Annotated in this window: 18 protein-coding genes; 14 read left to right on the top strand and 4 right to left on the bottom strand. The window is 72.0% G+C overall.

Annotated elements, in window-relative coordinates; genetic code table 11:
* Window positions 1-40 precede the first annotated feature (40 nt).
* The 7 genes from rsfS to ABD287_RS14945 all read left to right on the top strand — a co-directional run bounded on the left by rsfS (window position 41) and on the right by ABD287_RS14945 (window position 6,532).
* On the top strand, window positions 41-466 hold the full coding sequence (gene rsfS, locus ABD287_RS14975) for a ribosome silencing factor (RefSeq protein WP_344173488.1): 426 nt from the start codon (window positions 41-43) through the stop codon (window positions 464-466).
* Window positions 463-1,119 carry a histidine phosphatase family protein gene (locus ABD287_RS14970; protein ID WP_344173486.1) on the top strand — a complete coding sequence of 219 codons (657 nt, stop codon included), beginning with the start codon at window positions 463-465 and terminating at the stop codon, window positions 1,117-1,119. Before rsfS ends, ABD287_RS14970 begins: the two co-directional genes overlap by 4 nt.
* Window positions 1,120-1,132: 13 nt before the next feature.
* Window positions 1,133-1,600 carry a hypothetical protein gene (locus tag ABD287_RS14965; protein ID WP_344173484.1) on the top strand — a complete coding sequence of 156 codons (468 nt, stop codon included), beginning with the start codon at window positions 1,133-1,135 and terminating at the stop codon, window positions 1,598-1,600.
* A gap of 218 nt (window positions 1,601-1,818) precedes the next feature.
* On the top strand, window positions 1,819-2,586 hold the full coding sequence (locus tag ABD287_RS14960; RefSeq protein WP_425565636.1) for a ComEA family DNA-binding protein: 768 nt from the start codon (window positions 1,819-1,821) through the stop codon (window positions 2,584-2,586).
* A complete protein-coding gene (locus ABD287_RS14955) occupies window positions 2,583-5,087 on the top strand; it encodes a ComEC/Rec2 family competence protein (RefSeq protein WP_344173480.1) in 2,505 nt (834 codons plus the stop codon). The genes ABD287_RS14960 and ABD287_RS14955 overlap by 4 nt, the downstream gene beginning before the upstream one ends.
* Window positions 5,041-6,027: a DNA polymerase III subunit delta gene (gene holA / locus ABD287_RS14950; RefSeq protein ID WP_344173478.1), complete on the top strand. Its 987-nt coding sequence runs from the start codon at window positions 5,041-5,043 to the stop codon at window positions 6,025-6,027. Before ABD287_RS14955 ends, holA begins: the two co-directional genes overlap by 47 nt.
* Before the next feature lies 1 nt (window position 6,028).
* Complete coding sequence (locus ABD287_RS14945; protein ID WP_344173476.1) at window positions 6,029-6,532, top strand: hypothetical protein; 504 nt, start codon at window positions 6,029-6,031, stop codon at window positions 6,530-6,532.
* A gap of 274 nt (window positions 6,533-6,806) precedes the next feature.
* Here the strand turns inward: ABD287_RS14945 and rpsT are convergent, their stop codons facing one another.
* Complete coding sequence (rpsT, locus tag ABD287_RS14940) at window positions 6,807-7,073, bottom strand: 30S ribosomal protein S20 (protein ID WP_344173474.1); 267 nt, start codon at window positions 7,071-7,073, stop codon at window positions 6,807-6,809.
* Window positions 7,074-7,360: 287 nt separating this feature from the next.
* On the opposite strand from rpsT, the gene lepA reads away from it, so the two are divergent.
* Both lepA and ABD287_RS14930 read left to right on the top strand, forming a co-directional pair.
* Complete coding sequence (gene lepA / locus ABD287_RS14935) at window positions 7,361-9,235, top strand: translation elongation factor 4 (RefSeq protein WP_344173472.1); 1,875 nt, start codon at window positions 7,361-7,363, stop codon at window positions 9,233-9,235.
* Between the two features lie 109 nt (window positions 9,236-9,344).
* Window positions 9,345-9,629, top strand: coding sequence for a GlsB/YeaQ/YmgE family stress response membrane protein (locus ABD287_RS14930; protein ID WP_344173470.1), 285 nt, complete (start codon window positions 9,345-9,347; stop codon window positions 9,627-9,629).
* A gap of 170 nt (window positions 9,630-9,799) precedes the next feature.
* Here ABD287_RS14930 and ABD287_RS14925 read toward each other — a convergent pair whose 3' ends face one another.
* Together ABD287_RS14925 and ABD287_RS14920 are read right to left on the bottom strand one after the other, a co-directional pair.
* Window positions 9,800-10,630, bottom strand: a complete 831-nt coding sequence (locus ABD287_RS14925) for a hypothetical protein (RefSeq protein ID WP_344173468.1) — start codon at window positions 10,628-10,630, stop codon at window positions 9,800-9,802.
* Between the two features lie 128 nt (window positions 10,631-10,758).
* Window positions 10,759-11,562, bottom strand: a complete 804-nt coding sequence (locus ABD287_RS14920; protein WP_344173466.1) for an enoyl-CoA hydratase-related protein — start codon at window positions 11,560-11,562, stop codon at window positions 10,759-10,761.
* A gap of 45 nt (window positions 11,563-11,607) precedes the next feature.
* On the opposite strand from ABD287_RS14920, the gene hemW reads away from it, so the two are divergent.
* Window positions 11,608-12,828, top strand: coding sequence for a radical SAM family heme chaperone HemW (gene hemW / locus ABD287_RS14915; protein ID WP_344173463.1), 1,221 nt, complete (start codon window positions 11,608-11,610; stop codon window positions 12,826-12,828).
* 82 nt (window positions 12,829-12,910) lie between these two features.
* Here the strand turns inward: hemW and ABD287_RS14910 are convergent, their stop codons facing one another.
* A complete protein-coding gene (locus ABD287_RS14910) occupies window positions 12,911-13,498 on the bottom strand; it encodes a DUF4870 domain-containing protein (RefSeq protein ID WP_344173461.1) in 588 nt (195 codons plus the stop codon).
* Window positions 13,499-13,681: 183 nt separating this feature from the next.
* Here ABD287_RS14910 and hrcA point away from each other — a divergent pair, with 183 nt between their 5' ends.
* The 4 genes from hrcA to ABD287_RS14890 all read left to right on the top strand — a co-directional run bounded on the left by hrcA (window position 13,682) and on the right by ABD287_RS14890 (window position 17,087).
* Window positions 13,682-14,704 carry a heat-inducible transcriptional repressor HrcA gene (gene hrcA, locus ABD287_RS14905; RefSeq protein WP_344173459.1) on the top strand — a complete coding sequence of 341 codons (1,023 nt, stop codon included), beginning with the start codon at window positions 13,682-13,684 and terminating at the stop codon, window positions 14,702-14,704.
* A gap of 54 nt (window positions 14,705-14,758) precedes the next feature.
* Entirely contained in the window at window positions 14,759-15,904 is a 1,146-nt protein-coding gene (dnaJ, locus tag ABD287_RS14900; protein WP_344173457.1) for a molecular chaperone DnaJ, read from the top strand.
* Window positions 15,901-16,632, top strand: a complete 732-nt coding sequence (locus ABD287_RS14895; protein WP_344173455.1) for a 16S rRNA (uracil(1498)-N(3))-methyltransferase — start codon at window positions 15,901-15,903, stop codon at window positions 16,630-16,632. The genes dnaJ and ABD287_RS14895 overlap by 4 nt, the downstream gene beginning before the upstream one ends.
* Before the next feature lie 107 nt (window positions 16,633-16,739).
* Window positions 16,740-17,087: a histidine triad nucleotide-binding protein gene (locus ABD287_RS14890; protein WP_344173453.1), complete on the top strand. Its 348-nt coding sequence runs from the start codon at window positions 16,740-16,742 to the stop codon at window positions 17,085-17,087.

Here is a 17,087-nt window from a genome sequence, read left to right as displayed (position 1 = left end):
TGAGACCCTAGACCCAGTACCCCCCGAGAAGAGGAGCCAGGTGCCCGCATCTGCCCGCGCCGTCGAGTTGGCCCAGGCCGCAGCCCAGGCCGCAGCCGACAAGAAGGCGCACGACATCGTGATCCTCGACGTCGGTGACCAGCTCGCCATCACCGACGCGTTCGTCATCGCCTCCGCGCCGAACGAACGTCAGGTCCAGGCCGTTGTCGACGCCATCGAAGAGCGGCTGCTCACCCTCCCCGAGAAGGCCAAGCCCACCCGGCGCGAGGGCGAACGCGCTGGACGCTGGGTGCTGCTGGACTACCTCGACATCGTCGTGCACGTTCAGCACGAGGAAGAACGTCAGTTCTACAGCCTCGACAGCCTCTGGAAGGACTGCGAACGCGTCCCGTTCGTCGACGCCGATGCTCCGCAGCCGGCCAGGACCGCCGAGACGGTCGGCGTGGCCGAGGGCGACGCTGCGTGACCGCGAGCCGTCTGGTCATCTGGCGGCACGGCAATACCGACTGGAATCGTGAGCGCCGCGTCCAGGGACACAGCGACATCCCGCTGAACCCGCTCGGACTCCGGCAGGCCGCGACCGCCGCCCCGATGCTGGCGGCGCTGCGGCCTGCCGCCGTCGTCAGCAGCGACCTCGCCCGCGCCCGCCAGACCGCCGACGCTCTCGCTGAGCGCGCCGGCCTGGCCGTCACGACCGACCCGCGTCTGCGCGAACGGCATTTCGGCCGGTGGCAGGGGCGCACCATGCCCGAGGTCATCGACGCGCACCCGCACGAGCACGCCCGTTGGGTGGCCGGCGACCCCGATCCCGGCTGCGAGATCGAGCCCCGCGACCGTCTGTTGGCCCGCGGCCGCACGGCGTTCGCCGCCGCGGCCGATCTGGTCTCCGACGGCGCCGTCGTCGTCGTGGTCACCCACGGCGGCACGGCCAAGCACGGCGTCGGCGGTCTCCTCGGGTGGCCGGACGAGCTGGTTCCCACCCTCGGCGGTCTCGGGAACTGCCGGTGGACGGTGCTGGAGCGCAGGGTCGCCGGATGGCGGCTGGCGGCCTACAACGTCGGGCCCTCGGTGCTGGCCGAGCCGGCGATCATCGCCACGGAACGCCCCGACGCCGGGTAACGTCCAACAGGTCATGACTACGACATCCAGCACCCGCCCGGTCGCCAGCGCCACCAGTCGGCCTCCCCGGGCCCGCGTCAGGGCGGCGTTGGTCGTCGCGGCGCTCGGTCTCGGCCTCGTCGGCTGCGCCGGACCGGCCGCTGATCCGGGCGGATCGTCGGCGCCGCCCGCCACCACTCCCGGCGGCGCGAGCAGCGCACCCGGTTCCGGATCGGGCGCCGAGCCGGCGGTGCCCGGCGTTCCCGGCGACGTCAAGCCCAGCCCGGGCGACATGGTGCTCAGCGGCACGATCGTCGCTGGCGTGGAAAGCGGCTGCCGTCTGATCCAGACCGCCGAGGGCGGTTACGTGATCGTCGGCGCCGCCGCCGCGAAGCTTCGCACCGGGGCCGCGGTCACGGTCCGCGGGCGGGTCCGCCCGGACATGATCACCACCTGCAACCAGGGCCAGGTGTTCGAGGTGACGGCGGTCGTCACCGGCTGAGCCGACCCCCCAGCGACGGCGACGGGTCGGGTGTCGCCCACGGCGGGTGTCGCCGCGGCGATGGGTTATCCACAGAGGGTCCCGTTGTCCACAGGCGAGACGCGATCCGGTCGCCCCGGCGGTCGGCGCCGTCTAGCTTCGGGCCGGTGTCAGCTCCGCGTTCAGACCTCCGCCGAAACCGCACCCCTGACCTGAGTCCCGCGCCGGGGGTCCATGAGCTGCGCCACCTGCGGACCGGGGAGTCGCCCGGTTCCCTCGGCGCGCCCGAGCGACCACGCCCGGCCGACGCCGGACCACCACCGGCCATCCCCGCGGCTGGCGACGATTCGCCAGCCGGTCGGCTGCTGCGCCTGGACCCTTTCGACCCGGGCCGCCGCGGCGTACGTGCCCTGGCGGTCGTCGCCGGCGTGGCCGTCCTTGTGGCCGCTGTGTTCGCCTGGCGGGCGCGCCCCGAGGTCGAGCACGCCGTCCCGGCGCTGGCCGGCCTGCCGTCCGCCGCCGCTGGCGATCTCCCCGCCCCGCCGGTGACGGCGCCGGCCGCCGCCGAGGTGGTCGTCGCCGTCACCGGAAAGGTGAACCGTCCCGGTCTCATCCGGCTCCCCGCCGGCGCCCGGGTGGCTGACGCGGTCAAGGCCGCGGGCGGCATCGCGCCCGGGGCGCCGGTCACCTACCTCAACCTCGCCCGGAAACTCGTGGACGGGGAGCTGATCGTGGTCGGGATCAGCGCTCCTCCGCCAGCCGAACCCGCCGGCCCAGGCGCCCCGGGCGCCGGGGAGTCCGCACCGGCGGCAGGCGGCGCCGTGAATCTCAACTCCGCGACGGCTGCCCAGCTCGAGGCTCTGCCGGGTGTGGGACCGGTGCTCGCCCAGCGCATCGTCGAGCATCGACAACGGCACGGCGCGTTCCGTTCGGTCGCGGATCTGCGCCGGGTCGACGGTATCGGGGCCACCCGGTTCGAACGCCTCAAAGCGCTGGTCACGGTATGAGCCCGAGCCAGTCGCCGCCGGATGTCGCCCAACCTCGGCGATCCGACCTGCGGCTCGCCGCCTTCGCGGTCGGCGTGTGGCTGGCCGCCCTGGCCGCGCTGGCGCTCCCCGCCCGGGGCGCCGCCGTGGGGCTCGGTGCGCTCGGCGTCGGCTGGCTCGTGATCGTGGCGGTCGCTCACCCCGCGGGTGCCGCCAGCCTGGGTCGCGCCGTCACCACGCCGTTCACCCCGGCCATGAGGGCGCCGGCCAGGGTCGCCACCGTGGCGTTGATCGGCGCGCTCGCCGGCGCGGGCTCTGCGCTGTTCGCGCTGGCCGTTCGTGACGCTGCCCCGGTCAGCGACCTCGCCCGCGAGCGGGCCGTCGTCGAGGCGGAGGTCGTGGTCCGCGACGATCCTCGCCCGCTGGGCGTCAGCGGCGGCGGGCCGGCCCGGTGGCTGGTCCCGGCCGAGACGATCGTGCTGACGACCGGCGGCCGGCGAATCGTCGCTACTGCGAAGGTTGTCGTTCTCGCCACCGGCCCAGGCTGGGCCCGCCTCTTGCCCGGCCAGCGCGTCCGGGTCGTCGCCCGGGCCGGCCCGCCCCGTGGCGTCAACGTCACCGCGCTCAGCCTGACAGCCACCGAACCGCCGACCGTGCTCGGTCGGCCGCCGTGGCTGCAGCGGGCCGCTGGCGCGCTGCGCGACGGTCTCCAACACGCCTGCCGCGATCTTCCCGCCGAGCCTGGCGGGCTCCTGCCCGGACTCACCGTGGGCGACACCAGCCGGCTCGACGCCGCTGTCGCCGCCGACTTCCGCACCACCGGAATGACGCATCTGGTCGCTGTTTCTGGAGGCAACATCGTGATCGTGGTCGGGGCCGTCGTGTTGTTGGCTCGGTGGGCAAGAGTCGGCCGGCGGACGGCGGCTGTTCTCGGCGGCATCGCGTTGGTCGGCTTCATCATCCTTGCCCGGCCTTCGCCGAGTGTCGTCCGGGCCGGGGTGATGGCTGCGATCGGTCTGCTGGCGCTCGGCGGCGGACGGCCCCGGGCCGCCGTCCCGGCGCTGGCCGCGACCGTAGCCCTGCTGGTGCTCTACGACCCGGCCCTGGCCGCCGACCCTGGATTCGCGCTGTCCGCCATGGCGACTGGTGGGCTGCTGCTGTTCGCCCCGGGCTGGCGGGACGGACTGCGGAGCCGCGGCGTGCCGGCGGGACTGGCCGAAGCCATCGCCATCCCAGCCGCGGCGCAGCTCGCCTGCGGTCCTGTGATCGCCGCCCTGTCCGCCACGGTCAGTCCGGTCGCGGTCGTGGCCAACCTGCTCGCCGGACCAGCCGTGGCCCCGGTGACGATTCTCGGCGTGCTGGCAGCAGTCGTCTCGCCGCTGTCCCCGGCGCTCGCCGAGGGCCTGGCGTGGTTGGGCCAGTGGCCCGCCCGCTGGCTGGTCGCGGTCGCCCGGTTCGGCGCCGACGCGCCGTTCGCCGAGCTGCCCTGGCCGGGCGGTGTCGGTGGCGGTCTGCTGCTGGCTGCCGTCACTGTGCTGATGCTCCTGGCACTACGACGTCGCGCTTTCCGAACCGTCGCGGCCACGGTGGCGGCCGCCACCATGATCGGCGCCGCGCCCGTGCGGATGTTCGCCAGCGGCTGGCCGCCGACCGGTTGGCTGGCGGTCGCCTGCGATGTTGGGCAGGGCGACGCCGCCGTGCTCGCCGCCGGCCCTGGCAGCGCGGTCGTTATCGACGCCGGCCCGGAGCCCGCGGCGGTGGACCGCTGCCTGCGGCGCCTTGGCGTCCGCCGTGTGCCGCTGCTGGTGGTGAGCCACTTCCACGCCGACCACATTGGAGGCGTCGCGGGGGTGCTCCGGGGTCGTCAGGTCGGCGCGGTGGTCACCGGCGAGCTGCGGGACCCCGCTGCCGGATACCACCATGTGGCCCGGGTGGCCGGTGGGATCCCGGTAGCCGCCGCCCGGGCCGGGTGGGTCACCCAGGTGGGTCAGGTCCGACTGGTGGTCCTCGGCCCTGCGGCGCCGCTACGGGCCACGAGATCGGATCCGAACAACAACTCGCTCGCCGTGCGGGCCGTCGTCGGTGGCGTCAGCTTCCTCTTCGTCGGCGATGCCGAGCAGGAGCAACAGCAGGAGCTGGTGAGCGCGGGTCTGGCGCGTCCGGCGGATGTGCTCAAGCTCGCCCACCACGGCAGCGCCTACCAGAGCGCGGAGTTTCTCGACGCGGTCCGACCGTCGGTCGCGCTGGTGTCGGTGGGTCGGCACAATCGTTACGGCCATCCGAACCCCGGCGTGCTGGGTCACCTGCGTCGCAATGGCGGCCGGGTGGTCCGAACCGACCTGGCGGGCGACATCGCGGTCGTCGCCGACGGTTCGCGGATCGCGGTCGCTGTCGCGGGCCAGGCGCCCGGTGGGGCCCCGACCGCGCGGCGGCGACGTCTCAGCCGTCGGACCGGGACCGTGCGACCATTAGGCGGTGACCCCCTCACCCCCCGCTCCGTTGCTGCTGATCCTCGGCGATGAGGAACTTCTCGTCGGCCGTGCGATCGCAGCGGCGAAGGCTGCCAATCCCGAGGGCGACCTTCAGGAACACGAGGCCGCGTCGCTGGCCGGCGGGCAGCTCGCGGAGGCGCTGAGCCCGTCGCTGTTCGGCGGTCGTCGCATGGTCATCATCACCTCCGGCCAGGACGCGCGTAAGGACCTCGTCACAGCGCTGCTGGCCTACGCTGTGCAGCCCGACCCGGACATCAGCGTGGTGGTCGCGCACGCCGGCGGCGCCAAGGGCAAGGCGTTGGCGGACGGCCTGCGCGCGGCCGGCGCCACTGTCGTGCCGGCGGCCAAGATCAAAAGCCCTCGCGACCGGGTGGATTTTGTCCGCAACGAGATCCGCCGACTTGGCGGGCAGGTGTCGCCGGAGGCTGCCGATGCCCTGCTTGAGGCCATCGGCCACGACCTGCGTGAAGTCGCCTCGGCGTGCGCTCAGCTCATCAGCGACGCCGGCTCCCGGGTCACAGTAGACACCATCGCCCGTTACTACTGTGGACGGGCGGAGGTCACTGGCTTTACTGTTGCGGACGCGACGATGGTCGGAGACGTGCCGGGCGCTCTGGAGTCGTTGCGCTGGGCGCTGCTGGTGGGAGTGGACCCGGTGCCGATCGCGGACGCTCTGGCCGACGGCGTCCGCACCGTGGCCAGGGTGGCGTCGGCGGGGCGGGCGAGCCCGTATCAGCTGGCCAGTTCGCTGGGAATGCCGGCGTGGAAGGTCGAGCGGGCTCAACGGCAGGCCCGTGGCTGGTCAGCCGAGGGTTTGGCGGCGGCGATGTCGGCTGCGGCCGTATGCAACGCCGCGGTCAAGGGCGCGGCGGAGGACAGGGGGTACGCCTTGGAGCGAACGGTTTTCGCGGTGGCTGCCGCGCGCGACACGACGTCGGCGGTTGTCGGCGCTCCCGGCCGGGGGCATTGAGGTGTCCGTCGGCGCTTTCCGCGGTAAGGGGCGTTCCGCGCCCCTGTACGCCCGGCTGCTGCGGTTGCGGCACCTGAAACTGACCGGTCTGCGCTGTCTGCTGCTGTGCGAGGTTCCCATCGGGCTCGCGATCCTGCTCGTGCTCGCCGAGATAGTTCCGTGGTGGTCGGTGCTGGCGATCCCGTTGACGATCGCCGCGATGGTCAAGCTCAACGACGCGCTCACCGCGGTCTTCCCGGCGCCTCAGCCGGCGGCGGCGCCGGCTGGCGCTCGGACGGCCGCGCACAACGCCGGCCGCATTGTCTCGCCCCCGACCCAGCGGCGGGCCGCTGGCGGCCCGCGCCGCCGACGCCCGGTGGCCGCGATGCTGCGGCCGGCGGCGCTGGGACCCGCGGTCGGGGGTTCGATGGACGAGACGATCGAGGTGCCAGCGTCGGCGTTCGCTGAGTCGCGCCCGTTGTGGGACTGGAGGGTGCGCCAGTCAGCCGCCCGCCACTACGACTAGCGGTGTCGCGGCGCCCCGAACAGCCTCGCAGGGCCTGAACACCGCCAACAGCCACGCCGGATCGGGGGAGTCCCGGCCGAGGAGGTCCGGAGTCCCGGACGACGATCAGCGGCCGGGCACGTGCCGCCGAAGCCCGAGCCTCAGGCCGGAGACTTCTGGCCGGAGCCGGACCGAGCCTGGCACGGAAAATCTGGCCGGGCACGAAAACAGGGCGTCGGCTGTTGGCCGACGCCCTGTCACGTTGGTCGGGCGTCTGTCGAGGGGACGCCGTCGCTCAGACTGAGAGGGTCTGGAGCTTCTTGGCGATGGCCGACTTGCGGTTCGCCGCCTGGTTGGAGTGGATGACACCCTTGCTGACGGCCTTGTCGAGCTTGCGACTGGCGTCCCGCAGGATGGTGGTGGCAGCCTCGGCGTCGCCCGTCGCCGCCACCTCGTGGAACTTACGGATGGCAGTCTTCAGCGACGACTTGACAGCCTTGTTGCGCAGCCGGCGCTTCTCGTTCTGCCGGTTGCGCTTGATCTGGGACTTGATGTTCGCCACGCGACAGCCTCGTCCTGTTAGCTCGAATCTTCCGGTTGACACGCCTGCGGAACAAGTCCCCTGCGGAACAAGTCCACCGCACACGCGATCGTTGAGACTACCAGGCTGTTCCGGGGCGGCCAAAGCGAAGGGCGGGACTCCCCGTCGGTGGCCTGGGCGGCCGGTGCGCCGAACCGGTTTCCGGTGACGTGGAATCATAGGGAGGCTCACCCGAGCGATCTTCCAGCGCAAGCGATCACCCCGCGGCGACGCCCCGCCGCAGCGATCACCCGGACGTAAGGACGACCGTGCCTCCGACGCAGCCCGGCCTGAGCCGCCCTGGCGCGACCGACCCCGCGCGTATCCGTAACTTCTGCATCATCGCGCACATCGACCACGGCAAGTCGACGCTGGCTGACCGGATGCTCCAGCTGACGGAGGTGGTCGATCCGCGCCAGATGCGGGCGCAGTACCTGGACCGGATGGACATCGAACGCGAGCGCGGCATCACGATCAAAAGCCAGGCGGTACGGATGCCGTGGACGATCCGTGACGGCGGGCGCGTCGGTGAGCAGGCCGTGCTCAACATGATCGATACGCCGGGCCACGTCGACTTCACCTACGAGGTTTCCCGGTCGTTGGCCGCATGTGAGGGCGCGGTGCTGTTGGTGGACGCGGCCCAGGGCATCGAGGCGCAGACGTTGGCGAACCTGTACCTGGCCATGGAGAACGATCTCAGGATCATTCCTGTCCTCAACAAGATCGACCTGCCGGCGGCGCAGCCGGAGAAGTACGCCGAGGAGCTGGCGCACCTCATCGGATGTGAGCCGGAGGACTGTCTGCGGGTCTCCGGCAAGACCGGCATGGGCGTGGCCCACCTGCTCGACGAGATCGTCCGTCAGCTGCCGGCGCCCTCCGGCGGGGACGCCGACGCCTCGCCCCGCGCCATGATCTTCGACTCGGTCTATGACATCTACCGAGGCGTCGTCACCTATGTCCGGGTCATCGACGGCAAGATCAGCGCCCGCGACCGGATCAAGATGATGTCCACCGGAGCGGTGCACGAGCTGCTGGAGATCGGGGTCATCTCGCCGGAGATGGTCAAGTCCGACGCGTTGTCGGTCGGCGAGGTCGGCTACCTCATCACCGGTGTGAAGGATGTCCGTCAGTCCCGGGTCGGTGACACCATCACCAGTCAGCACAAGCCGGCGACGCAGGCACTGGGCGGTTACAAGGACCCCCGGCCGATGGTCTACTCCGGCCTGTACCCGATCGACGGCTCCGACTACCCGGCGCTGCGCGACGCCCTCGACCGCCTCAAGCTCAACGACGCCGCCCTCGCCTACGAGCCGGAGACCTCGGCGGCGCTCGGCTTCGGGTTCCGCTGTGGCTTCCTGGGCCTGCTCCACCTGGAGATCATCGGGGAGCGGCTGGAGCGTGAGTTCGGGCTCGACCTCATCTCGACCGCGCCGAACGTCGTCTACCGGGTGATCACCGAGGGCGGCGACGAGGTGACCGTCACCAACCCCAGCGAGTACCCCGACGGCCGGATCACCGAGGTCCACGAGCCGGTGGTGCGGGCCACGGTGTTGACGCCCAACGACTATGTAGGCGCCGTGATGGAGCTGTGTCAGTCCCGGCGGGGGAGCCTGCAGGGGATGGACTACCTGTCGGCCGATCGGGTGGAACTGCGCTACACGCTGCCGCTCGCCGAGATCATTTTTGACTTCTTCGACCAGCTCAAGAGCAAGACCAAGGGCTACGCCAGCCTGGACTACGAGCCCTCCGGCGAGCAGTCGGCAGAGCTTGTCAAAGTCGACATCCTCCTGCACGGCGACGCCGTGGACGCCTTCAGCGCGATCGTGCACAAGGACAAGGCGTACGCCTACGGCACGTCGATCGCCTCCAAGCTGCAGAAGCTCATCCCGCGTCAGCAGTTCGAGGTGCCGATCCAGGCGGCCATCGGGAACCGGGTCATCGCCCGGGAGACGATTCGGGCCATTCGCAAGGACGTCCTGGCCAAGTGCTACGGCGGTGACATCAGCCGCAAGCGCAAGCTGCTGGAGAAGCAGAAGGAAGGTAAGAAGCGGATGAAGATGGTCGGCCGGGTCGAAGTCCCGCAGGAGGCGTTCATCGCGGCTCTGTCGACATCCGACTCGCCGGACCCGGGCAAGAAGAAGTAACGCCGTCCGGGTTCGGCAGGCAGCGCCGTCGGTATCAGGTTTGGCCCGGTGGTGCCGTGGGAATTCGGGAGTCGCTGTGGTTCACCTGGCGATGAATAGGAGTGTCCCCATGACTATCGGTGGAATCATCTCGGCGCTGGTCGTCGGCCTGATCATCGGCGCGCTCGGCCGTCTGGTCCTCCCCGGCCGGCAGAGTATTCCGGTCTGGCTGACTATGGCCATCGGTGTTGCCGCGGCGCTGCTGGGCACCGTCATCGCCCGCGCCGTGGGCATGGCGGACACCGCCGGCATCGACTGGACCGAGCTGGCGTTGCAGATCGCGCTCGCCGCGGCCGGTGTGGCGGCGACGGTGGGAATCATGGGCCGCCGGTCGGCGACCAGCTCGCGAATCTGATCGTCACGCCCAGGCTCGACCGCAAGACGCGAAGCTCGACCGCAAGACACCACGGGGGACTTCAGCTTCGGTGGCGGCCCGCTTTAGCGGGCCGCCACCGAGCATTCTGTCGACCAGTCGATGCGACTGGTTCCGGGTGGTCACCGCTGGCCGACGAGCGGGCGCCCACGTCACTGCGACGGAAACACCTCGGCGACCACCGCGGCTGGCCCATCGACGACCTCGCCGCGTAGCCACCGGCCTTCCCTGGCCGTCCACACCTGGCCAGCGAAGGCCACCCGGCTCACGTTCTGCCCTGCGGCGTGGGACACCAGCCAGTGCGCATACCGCCACCCTACGAGATCGTCATCGACGGGAACGCTGAAGGCGTCGGCGTTCAGCGGCACCGTGTCCAACTGGCCCCAGTCCAACAGCAGGCCCTGGGTGAGTTGGTCGGTGGCGCCGTCGGCTGGTGTGGCCGGTGTCGGCACCGAGCAGGCGACCGCGCCGGTGGCCCGGCCGGTCAGCGCCCGGGTGAGCACCTCGGCCTCGTCCGCCCACTTCTGGTACGCCTCCGGGTACGCCGACCGCTGCACCTTCTGGGCGGCGTCCGTGACCCGCATCCGCTGCCAACCGTCCACCTTGGCCAGTGACTGGTAGAACCGGCGGGCGGCATACCTCGGGTTGCGGATCTGCTGGGGCGAGCCCCAGCCCATGCTCGGGCGCTGTTGGAAGAGACCGATCGAGTCGCGATCGCCGCCTTCGAGGTTCTTGAGTTTCGATTCCTGGAACGCGGTCGCCAGGGCGACGACCACCGCGCGTTCGGGCATGGCCCGTCGCAGGCCGATCGCGGCGATGGTGGCGGCGTTCGCCATCTGGTGCGAGTCGAGGACGACCTCGCCGCTGGCGCGCACCACGCAGTGGCGGCCGTCAGCGGCGATCCTGAGGCCGGAGACGAGGTCACTGACCACGACGACGCCGGCGCCAGCGACCACGAGACCGAGGACGGTGGCCGTGGCCACCGCCTGCCGCGTCCGGCGGGCGGACCTCGCGCCCGCGGGCCTGCTGCCCCCCTGCACCGTTGCCCCCCAGCTTCGTCGCCTACCGCGTCCTGCCCGCTCAGATCTGCAGGAGTCGCGGTGGTCAAAGTCTACGCGCGCGGTTCAACCGGTGAGAGCGGCGGAATCCACGCGGCCGGCCGCTTCTCCTTGAACGCCGTGACGCCCTCGCGGCCCTCGTCTGAGCCGAAGTAGCCGACGGACAGCGCCGACAGCTCCGTCAACTCCTCCCGCACCGAGGCTCCGGCCGGCCTGCGCAGCAGCCGCTTGGTCTCGCCGAGGGCTACCGGCCCGCCACGGGCGAGCGCCTCGCAGTAGCCGGCCACGGCCCCGTCCAGCTCCGCCGCCGGCCTGGCCGCCGTGACCAGGCCGATCTCGACCGCCCGCCGGCCGTCGAACACCTCGCCGGTGAGGAACAGCTCGCTGGCCGCCCGCGGGGTCAGCCGACGCAGCACCGGGGCGGAGATGATCGCCGGCACCACGCCGATCCGCACCTCGCTGAAGGCGAAGGTGGCGTCCTGGTCACACACCGCGATGTCGACGGCCGCGATGAGCCCCAGGCCACCGGCCCGGGCGGCCCCGCCGACCCGCGCCACGGTGGGCTTGGGGAAGTCCCAGACCGCGGCGAGCAGCTCACCCAGCATCGCGGCCGGCAGCTCCGCCTCCCCGGCGAACGCGGCGGCGGTCTCCTTGAGATCGGCGCCTGAGCAGAAGACCGGCCCGGTGTGGGCGAGCACCACGGCCCGCACGGTGGCGTCGTCGGCGGCGCCGGCGAGGGCCGTGAGCAGCTCGTTCATCAGCGCCCGGGAGAGGGCGTTGCGGTTTTTGGGGCTGTCCAGGGTCAAGGTGGTGATGCCTCGCGCGGTCTGCGCGTGGACCAGGGGGGCGTCGCTCATGGAGGCACCTTAACGACCCGAGGCGCCGGCGCGGATAATGGGCGGATGCCTGGTGCGCTTCCGGACGGCGAGCCCGTCCCCGATGACGGCGCGTTGCCGGTTGACGCGCTGAGCGCCCTGAGCGGGCGCGGGTTCGGGGTCTACGTCCACGTCCCGTTCTGCGCCAGCCGCTGCGGGTACTGCGACTTCAACACCTACACGGCCGCCGAGCTGGGCGGCGGGATGTCCCGGGAGACGTACGCGGACACAGTCCTGGCGGAGCTGGCGCTCGCCGGCCGGGTCCTCGCCGAGCGCCCGCCGCCGGTGGCGGCGGTGTTCTTCGGCGGTGGCACCCCCACGCTGCTGCCCCCGGACGACCTGGGCCGGATCCTGGAGGCCATCGACCGGACCTGGGGACTGGCGCCGGGCGCGGAGGTCACCACCGAGGCCAACCCGGAGTCGGTCACGCCGGCGTCGCTCCGCAGCCTGGTCGGGCATGGCTTCAACCGGATCTCACTCGGCATGCAGTCGGCGTCAGCGGGGGTGCTGCGGGTGCTGGAGCGCCAGCACACCGCCGGACGTGCGCCGGTCGCCGCCGCCGAGGCCCGTGACGCCGGCTTCGCGCACGTCAACCTCGACCTCATCTACGGCACGCCGGGGGAGTCCGCGGACGACTTCGCGGCCTCGTTGGCGTCGGTCGTCGACGCTGGCGTCGACCATGTCAGCGCCTACTCGCTCATCGTCGAGGACGGCACCCGGATGGCGGCCCGGATGCGTCGCGGCGAGCTGGCGTACCCGTCCGACGACATGGCGGCCGACCGTTACCTGGCCGCCGAGGCGGCGTTGGGCGCGGCCGGTTTCGACTGGTATGAGGTGTCGAACTGGGCCACCTCGGAGGCCGCACGCTGTCGGCACAACCTTTTGTACTGGACCGGCGCGAACTGGTGGGGGCTGGGGCCAGGGGCGCACAGCCACGTCGGCGGGGTGCGCTGGTGGAATGTCAAGCACCCGGCCAGCTACGCCGCCCGGTTGGCGGCGGGCCGTTCGCCGGGGCAGGGCCGGGAGCTGTTGACGGCCGAGGACCAGCTCACCGAGGACGTCATGCTGCGGTTGCGGCTGGCCGAGGGGCTGCCGTTGGCGGCGCTTCCGCCGGCCGCCCACGAGGCGGCGGCCCGGGCGCTCGCCGACGGCCTGCTCGCCGCCGACGCCTACGCCGCCGGCCGGGCGGCGTTGACGCTGCGTGGGCGGCTGCTCGCCGATGGCGTCGTCCGCGACCTGTTGTCGTGACCTGTGCCCGGTCGACGACGAACGCCCTGGTCCCGCGATCCGATGGTGACCGATCGCGGGGCCAGGGCGTTGGCTACGTCGGTTACTTGATCATGCGGAACGTCAGCGGGTAGCGGTAGAGCTGCCCGTCGTTGGCCTTGATGCCCGCGATGACCGGCATGATGATCATGACCGGCACAATGATGATCAACCCGAAGCCGCAGGTCACACCGCCGCCAACGATGGCGATGAGCGTCCAGGTGATCTGGAAGTTGAGCGACTCGATCGCGTGCGCGCGCACCGTCGGCGACTCGTTGCCCTTGGCCAGCATCGCGACCAGTGGCGCGACGAACCCGACCAGCAGCGCCCCGAAGTGGGCGATGAGCGCCCAGGTCTTCTCGTCGCTGTTGGCATAGCCGACCGGTACGCCGGGCGTCGGGTAGCCAGGGCCGCCGGTGGGCGACCCGTAGACGTTGCCGGCCGGCGGCGGGCTGTAACCGCCCGGCGTTGGTGCGCCGTACGGGTTCTCAGGTTGCGGCGGCCCGCCGTACGGGCTCGCGGCCGGCGGCTGGCCGTAGCCGCCCGGCGGCGGCGCCGGCGGGAAGGCCCCCGGCGGCGGTGGCGGCGGCGCGGTGGGGTCGTTGTGGTGCCCGGGCGGCTGATCGCCCGGCTGCTGCGGTGACTCGGTCATGAGGCACACCGTACGGCCCGACGTCCATCGTGAGCCAGGCAACACGTCAGCTGGCCATGATCTGGCAGTTCTGCGGCGTTCCCGCAGCGGAGTAGACTGGCACTCGATTTTGCCGAGTGCCAGCATTCTCTCGCCGGGGGCGAGCGCCAGTTACGCCAAGGCCAGTTACGCCAAGGGGGTGTCGTGGGTCCCGACGATCGCAAGCTCGCCGTGCTCCGCGCCATCGTCGAGGACTACGTGCTGACCCAGGAGCCGGTCGGCAGCAAGGCGCTCGTGGAGCGGCACCAGCTCAACGTCTCGCCGGCCACGGTCCGTAACGACATGGCTGCCTTGGAGGACGAGGGTTTCATCCGGCAGCCGCACACCAGCGCCGGCCGGGTGCCCACCGACCGGGGCTACCGCATGTTCGTGGACCGCCTCTCGACGGTGAAGCCGATGTCGTCGGCCGAGCGTCGGGCGATCGAGCGGTTCCTGGTCGGGGCGGTTGACCTCGATGACGTGGTGCACCGGACGGTGCGGCTGCTGGCCCAGCTGACCAGGCAGGTCGCCGTCGTGCAGTACCCGAGCCTGTCCCGGTCCCGGGTGCGTCATCTGGAGCTGGTTCCGGTCTCCACGACCCGGCTCATGGTCGTCATGATCACTGACACCGGGCGGGTCGAGCAGCGGCTGGTGGAGCTGCCCGGCCCGGCGCCGGCCGACCAGGTGCTGAGCCTTCGACAGAAGATCAACGAGAGGCTCGGCGGGGTTCAGCTCAGCGAGACGCCTTCCCTGGTCCAGGGTCTGGTCGAATCGGTTGAGACGGCCGAGCGTCCAACGATGTCGGCGCTGGCGACCGTGCTGCTGGAGACCCTGGTCGAACGGACCGAGGAACGGCTGGCGCTGGCCGGCACCGCCAACCTGGCCAGGGCCGGGCTGTTCGACTTCCAGGGCTCGCTGCGCCCGATCCTGGAGGCGTTGGAGGAGGAGGTCGTCCTGCTCAAACTCATCGGCGAGGTCGGTCCGGCCATCACCCGGGTCCGGATCGGCGACGAGAACGAGATCGACAACCTTCGGACCACCTCGGTGGTCAGCACCGGTTACGGTCCCGGTACGACCATGGTGGGCGGGCTCGGCGTCGTCGGTCCCACCCGGATGGACTATCCCGGCACCATCGCGGCCGTCCGTGCCGTGGCCCGCTACCTGGGCGATCTGCTGGCGAAGAACTGACCGCCGGGGCCGACCCCCGGCGCCGCACCCGATCGACGCGAGGACATAGAGGCAGTGGCCAAGGACTACTACGGCATTCTCGGCGTGAACCGCACCGCCACGGATGACGAGATCAAGCGCGCCTACCGGAAGCTGGCCCGGCAGTACCACCCGGACATCAACCCGGACCCTGACGCGCACGAGAAGTTCAAGGACATCAACGCCGCCTACGAGGTGCTCTCCGACGACCAGAAGCGGCAGATCGTCGACATGGGCGGCGACCCGCTGGGCCCGGGCGGTGGTGGCGGCCCCGGCGGCGGCCCGGGTGGGCCGTTCGCCGGTTTCCAGGACATCATGGACGCCTTCTTCGCCACGGCGGGCGCCGGCGCCGGCGGTGGACGCGGCCCCCGTCCCCGCACCCGTCCCGGCGCGGACGCGATCCTGCGGCTTGAGCTGGACCTGTCCGAGACCGCGTTCGGCGTCGAGGCGCCGATCACCGTCGACACCGCGATCCTGTGTGCCACCTGCTCCGGCGCGGGCGCCGCGGCCGGCACCCACCCGACGCCGTGCGACACCTGCGCCGGTCGGGGCGAGGTGCAGACCGTCCAGCGGACCTTCCTCGGCCAGATGGTGTCGAGCCGGCCGTGCGCTGCCTGCCAGGGTTTCGGCTCGACCATCCCCTCGCCGTGCGCCACCTGCGCCGGCGACGGCCGGGTCCGGACCCGGCGCTCGCTCACCGTCAAGATCCCGGCCGGTGTCGAGGACGGCATGCGGATCAGGCTGGCCCAGCAGGGCGAGGTCGGCCCGGGCGGTGGCCCGGCCGGGGACCTCTACGTCGAGATCCACGAACGCCCGCACGATGTCTACTCCCGCAAGGGCGATGATCTGCACTGCCGGGTCACCCTGCCGATGGCCTCGGCGGCGCTGGGGACCAGGCTGACCATCAAGACGCTCGACAGCGAGGAGCAGATCGACGTCCGCCCTGGCACCCAGCCCGGCGCGACGTTGCGGCTGCGCGGCAAGGGCGTGCCGCATCTGCGCGGGCAGGGCCGCGGCGACCTGTTCGTCCATCTGGACGTGCGCACGCCGACCAAGCTCGACGCCGACCAGGAACGGATGCTGCGGGAGTTCGCGGCCGTCCGCGGCGAGGACGTCGCCGAGCTGAGCAAGCAGGGCGGCTTCTTCTCCCGGGTCCGGGACGCGTTCCACGGGCACGCGTGAGCGACCCGCTGTTCCTGGTCGACGCGCTGCCGACCGGCGACAGCGCTGTCCTGACCGGCCCTGAGGGCCACCACGCCGCGACGGTGCAGCGGCTGCGCGTCGGGCAGGGCCTTCTGCTCGGCGACGGGCGCGGCGGGATCGCCCGGGCCCGGGTGGCCGCGGTGGCGCGGGGCGAGCTTGAGCTGGCGGTCGGCGAGCGGTGGTTGACGCCGGCGGCCGATCCGCGGCTGGTCGTCGTCCAGGGCCTGCCGAAGGGGGAGCGGGGCGAGCTGGCGGTCCAGTCGATGACCGAGGTCGGCGTGGACGAGATCGTGCCGTGGGCGGCGGCCCGGTGCGTCACCCAGTGGCGCGGGGAGCGGGGCGCGAAGGCCCGCGGCAAGTGGGCCGCCGTCGCCCGGGAGGCGATGAAGCAGGCGCGGCGTAGCTGGCTGCCTTCGGTTGCCGGGGCGCCGGTCGAGTCCACGGCGATCGTCGCGGACCGGCTGCGAGAGGGCGCCTCCTTCGTCCTGCACGAGGAGGCCACGGACCGCCTGACCACGGTGGGCCTGCCGGCCGCCGGAGTCATCACGGTGGTCGTCGGCCCCGAGGGTGGCATCACCGCCGACGAGCTGGCCGCGTTCGCGGCCGCCGGGGCGCGCGCCGTACGGCTGGGCGATTCGGTGTTGCGCACCTCGACCGCGGGAGTGGCCGCGCTGTCGGTGCTCAACGCCCGCCTCGACCGCTGGTAGCCGTTCAACCGCTGGTCGCCGCGCTGAGCGCCGCGCCGTCCGGTTTGGGGGCTGTCCCGGCCGGGGGAGCGCGCGGCGGGCGTCGTCGGCGCCCATAGGATCGGGCGGTGAGCGACTGCCTGTTCTGCCGAATCGTGGCTGGGGCGATCCCAGCGGACAAAGTCATCGAGACCGGGGATACCCTCGCGTTCCGGGACATCGCGCCGAAGGCGCCGACGCACGTCCTGGTCATCCCCAAGGAGCATCACGTCGACATCGCGGCGCTGGCGCAGGCGGCCCCGGCTCTCGCCGGTCAGGTGCTCGCCACCGTCGCGGCGGTCGCCGATGCCGAGGGCCTGCGCGAGAGCGGCTTCCGGGTCATCTTCAACACCGGCGAGGACGGTGGCCAGGAGGTCCCGCATGTCCACGCGCACGTCGTCGGCGGCGCAGCGGTCGGCCCCATGCTGGCCCGGTGA

It is taken from the genome of Pilimelia columellifera subsp. columellifera, assembly GCF_039532605.1.
Lineage (GTDB): Bacteria > Actinomycetota > Actinomycetes > Mycobacteriales > Micromonosporaceae > Pilimelia > Pilimelia columellifera.
The sequence above is the reverse complement of the archived record's forward strand: the minus strand, read 5'-3'. Positions and strand labels throughout refer to the sequence as shown.

Excerpts from the sequence above, each read along its gene's own strand:
- ABD287_RS14965 (WP_344173484.1), top strand. The coding sequence starts at position 1,133 with ATGACTACGACATCCAGCACCCGCCCGGTCGCCAGCGCCACCAGTCGG.
- ABD287_RS14955 (WP_344173480.1), top strand. The coding sequence starts at position 2,583 with ATGAGCCCGAGCCAGTCGCCGCCGGATGTCGCCCAACCTCGGCGATCC.
- ABD287_RS14930 (WP_344173470.1), top strand. The coding sequence starts at position 9,345 with ATGACTATCGGTGGAATCATCTCGGCGCTGGTCGTCGGCCTGATCATC.
- ABD287_RS14920 (WP_344173466.1), bottom strand. The coding sequence starts at position 11,562 with ATGAGCGACGCCCCCCTGGTCCACGCGCAGACCGCGCGAGGCATCACC.
- hemW (WP_344173463.1), top strand. The coding sequence starts at position 11,608 with ATGCCTGGTGCGCTTCCGGACGGCGAGCCCGTCCCCGATGACGGCGCG.
- ABD287_RS14910 (WP_344173461.1), bottom strand. The coding sequence starts at position 13,498 with ATGACCGAGTCACCGCAGCAGCCGGGCGATCAGCCGCCCGGGCACCAC.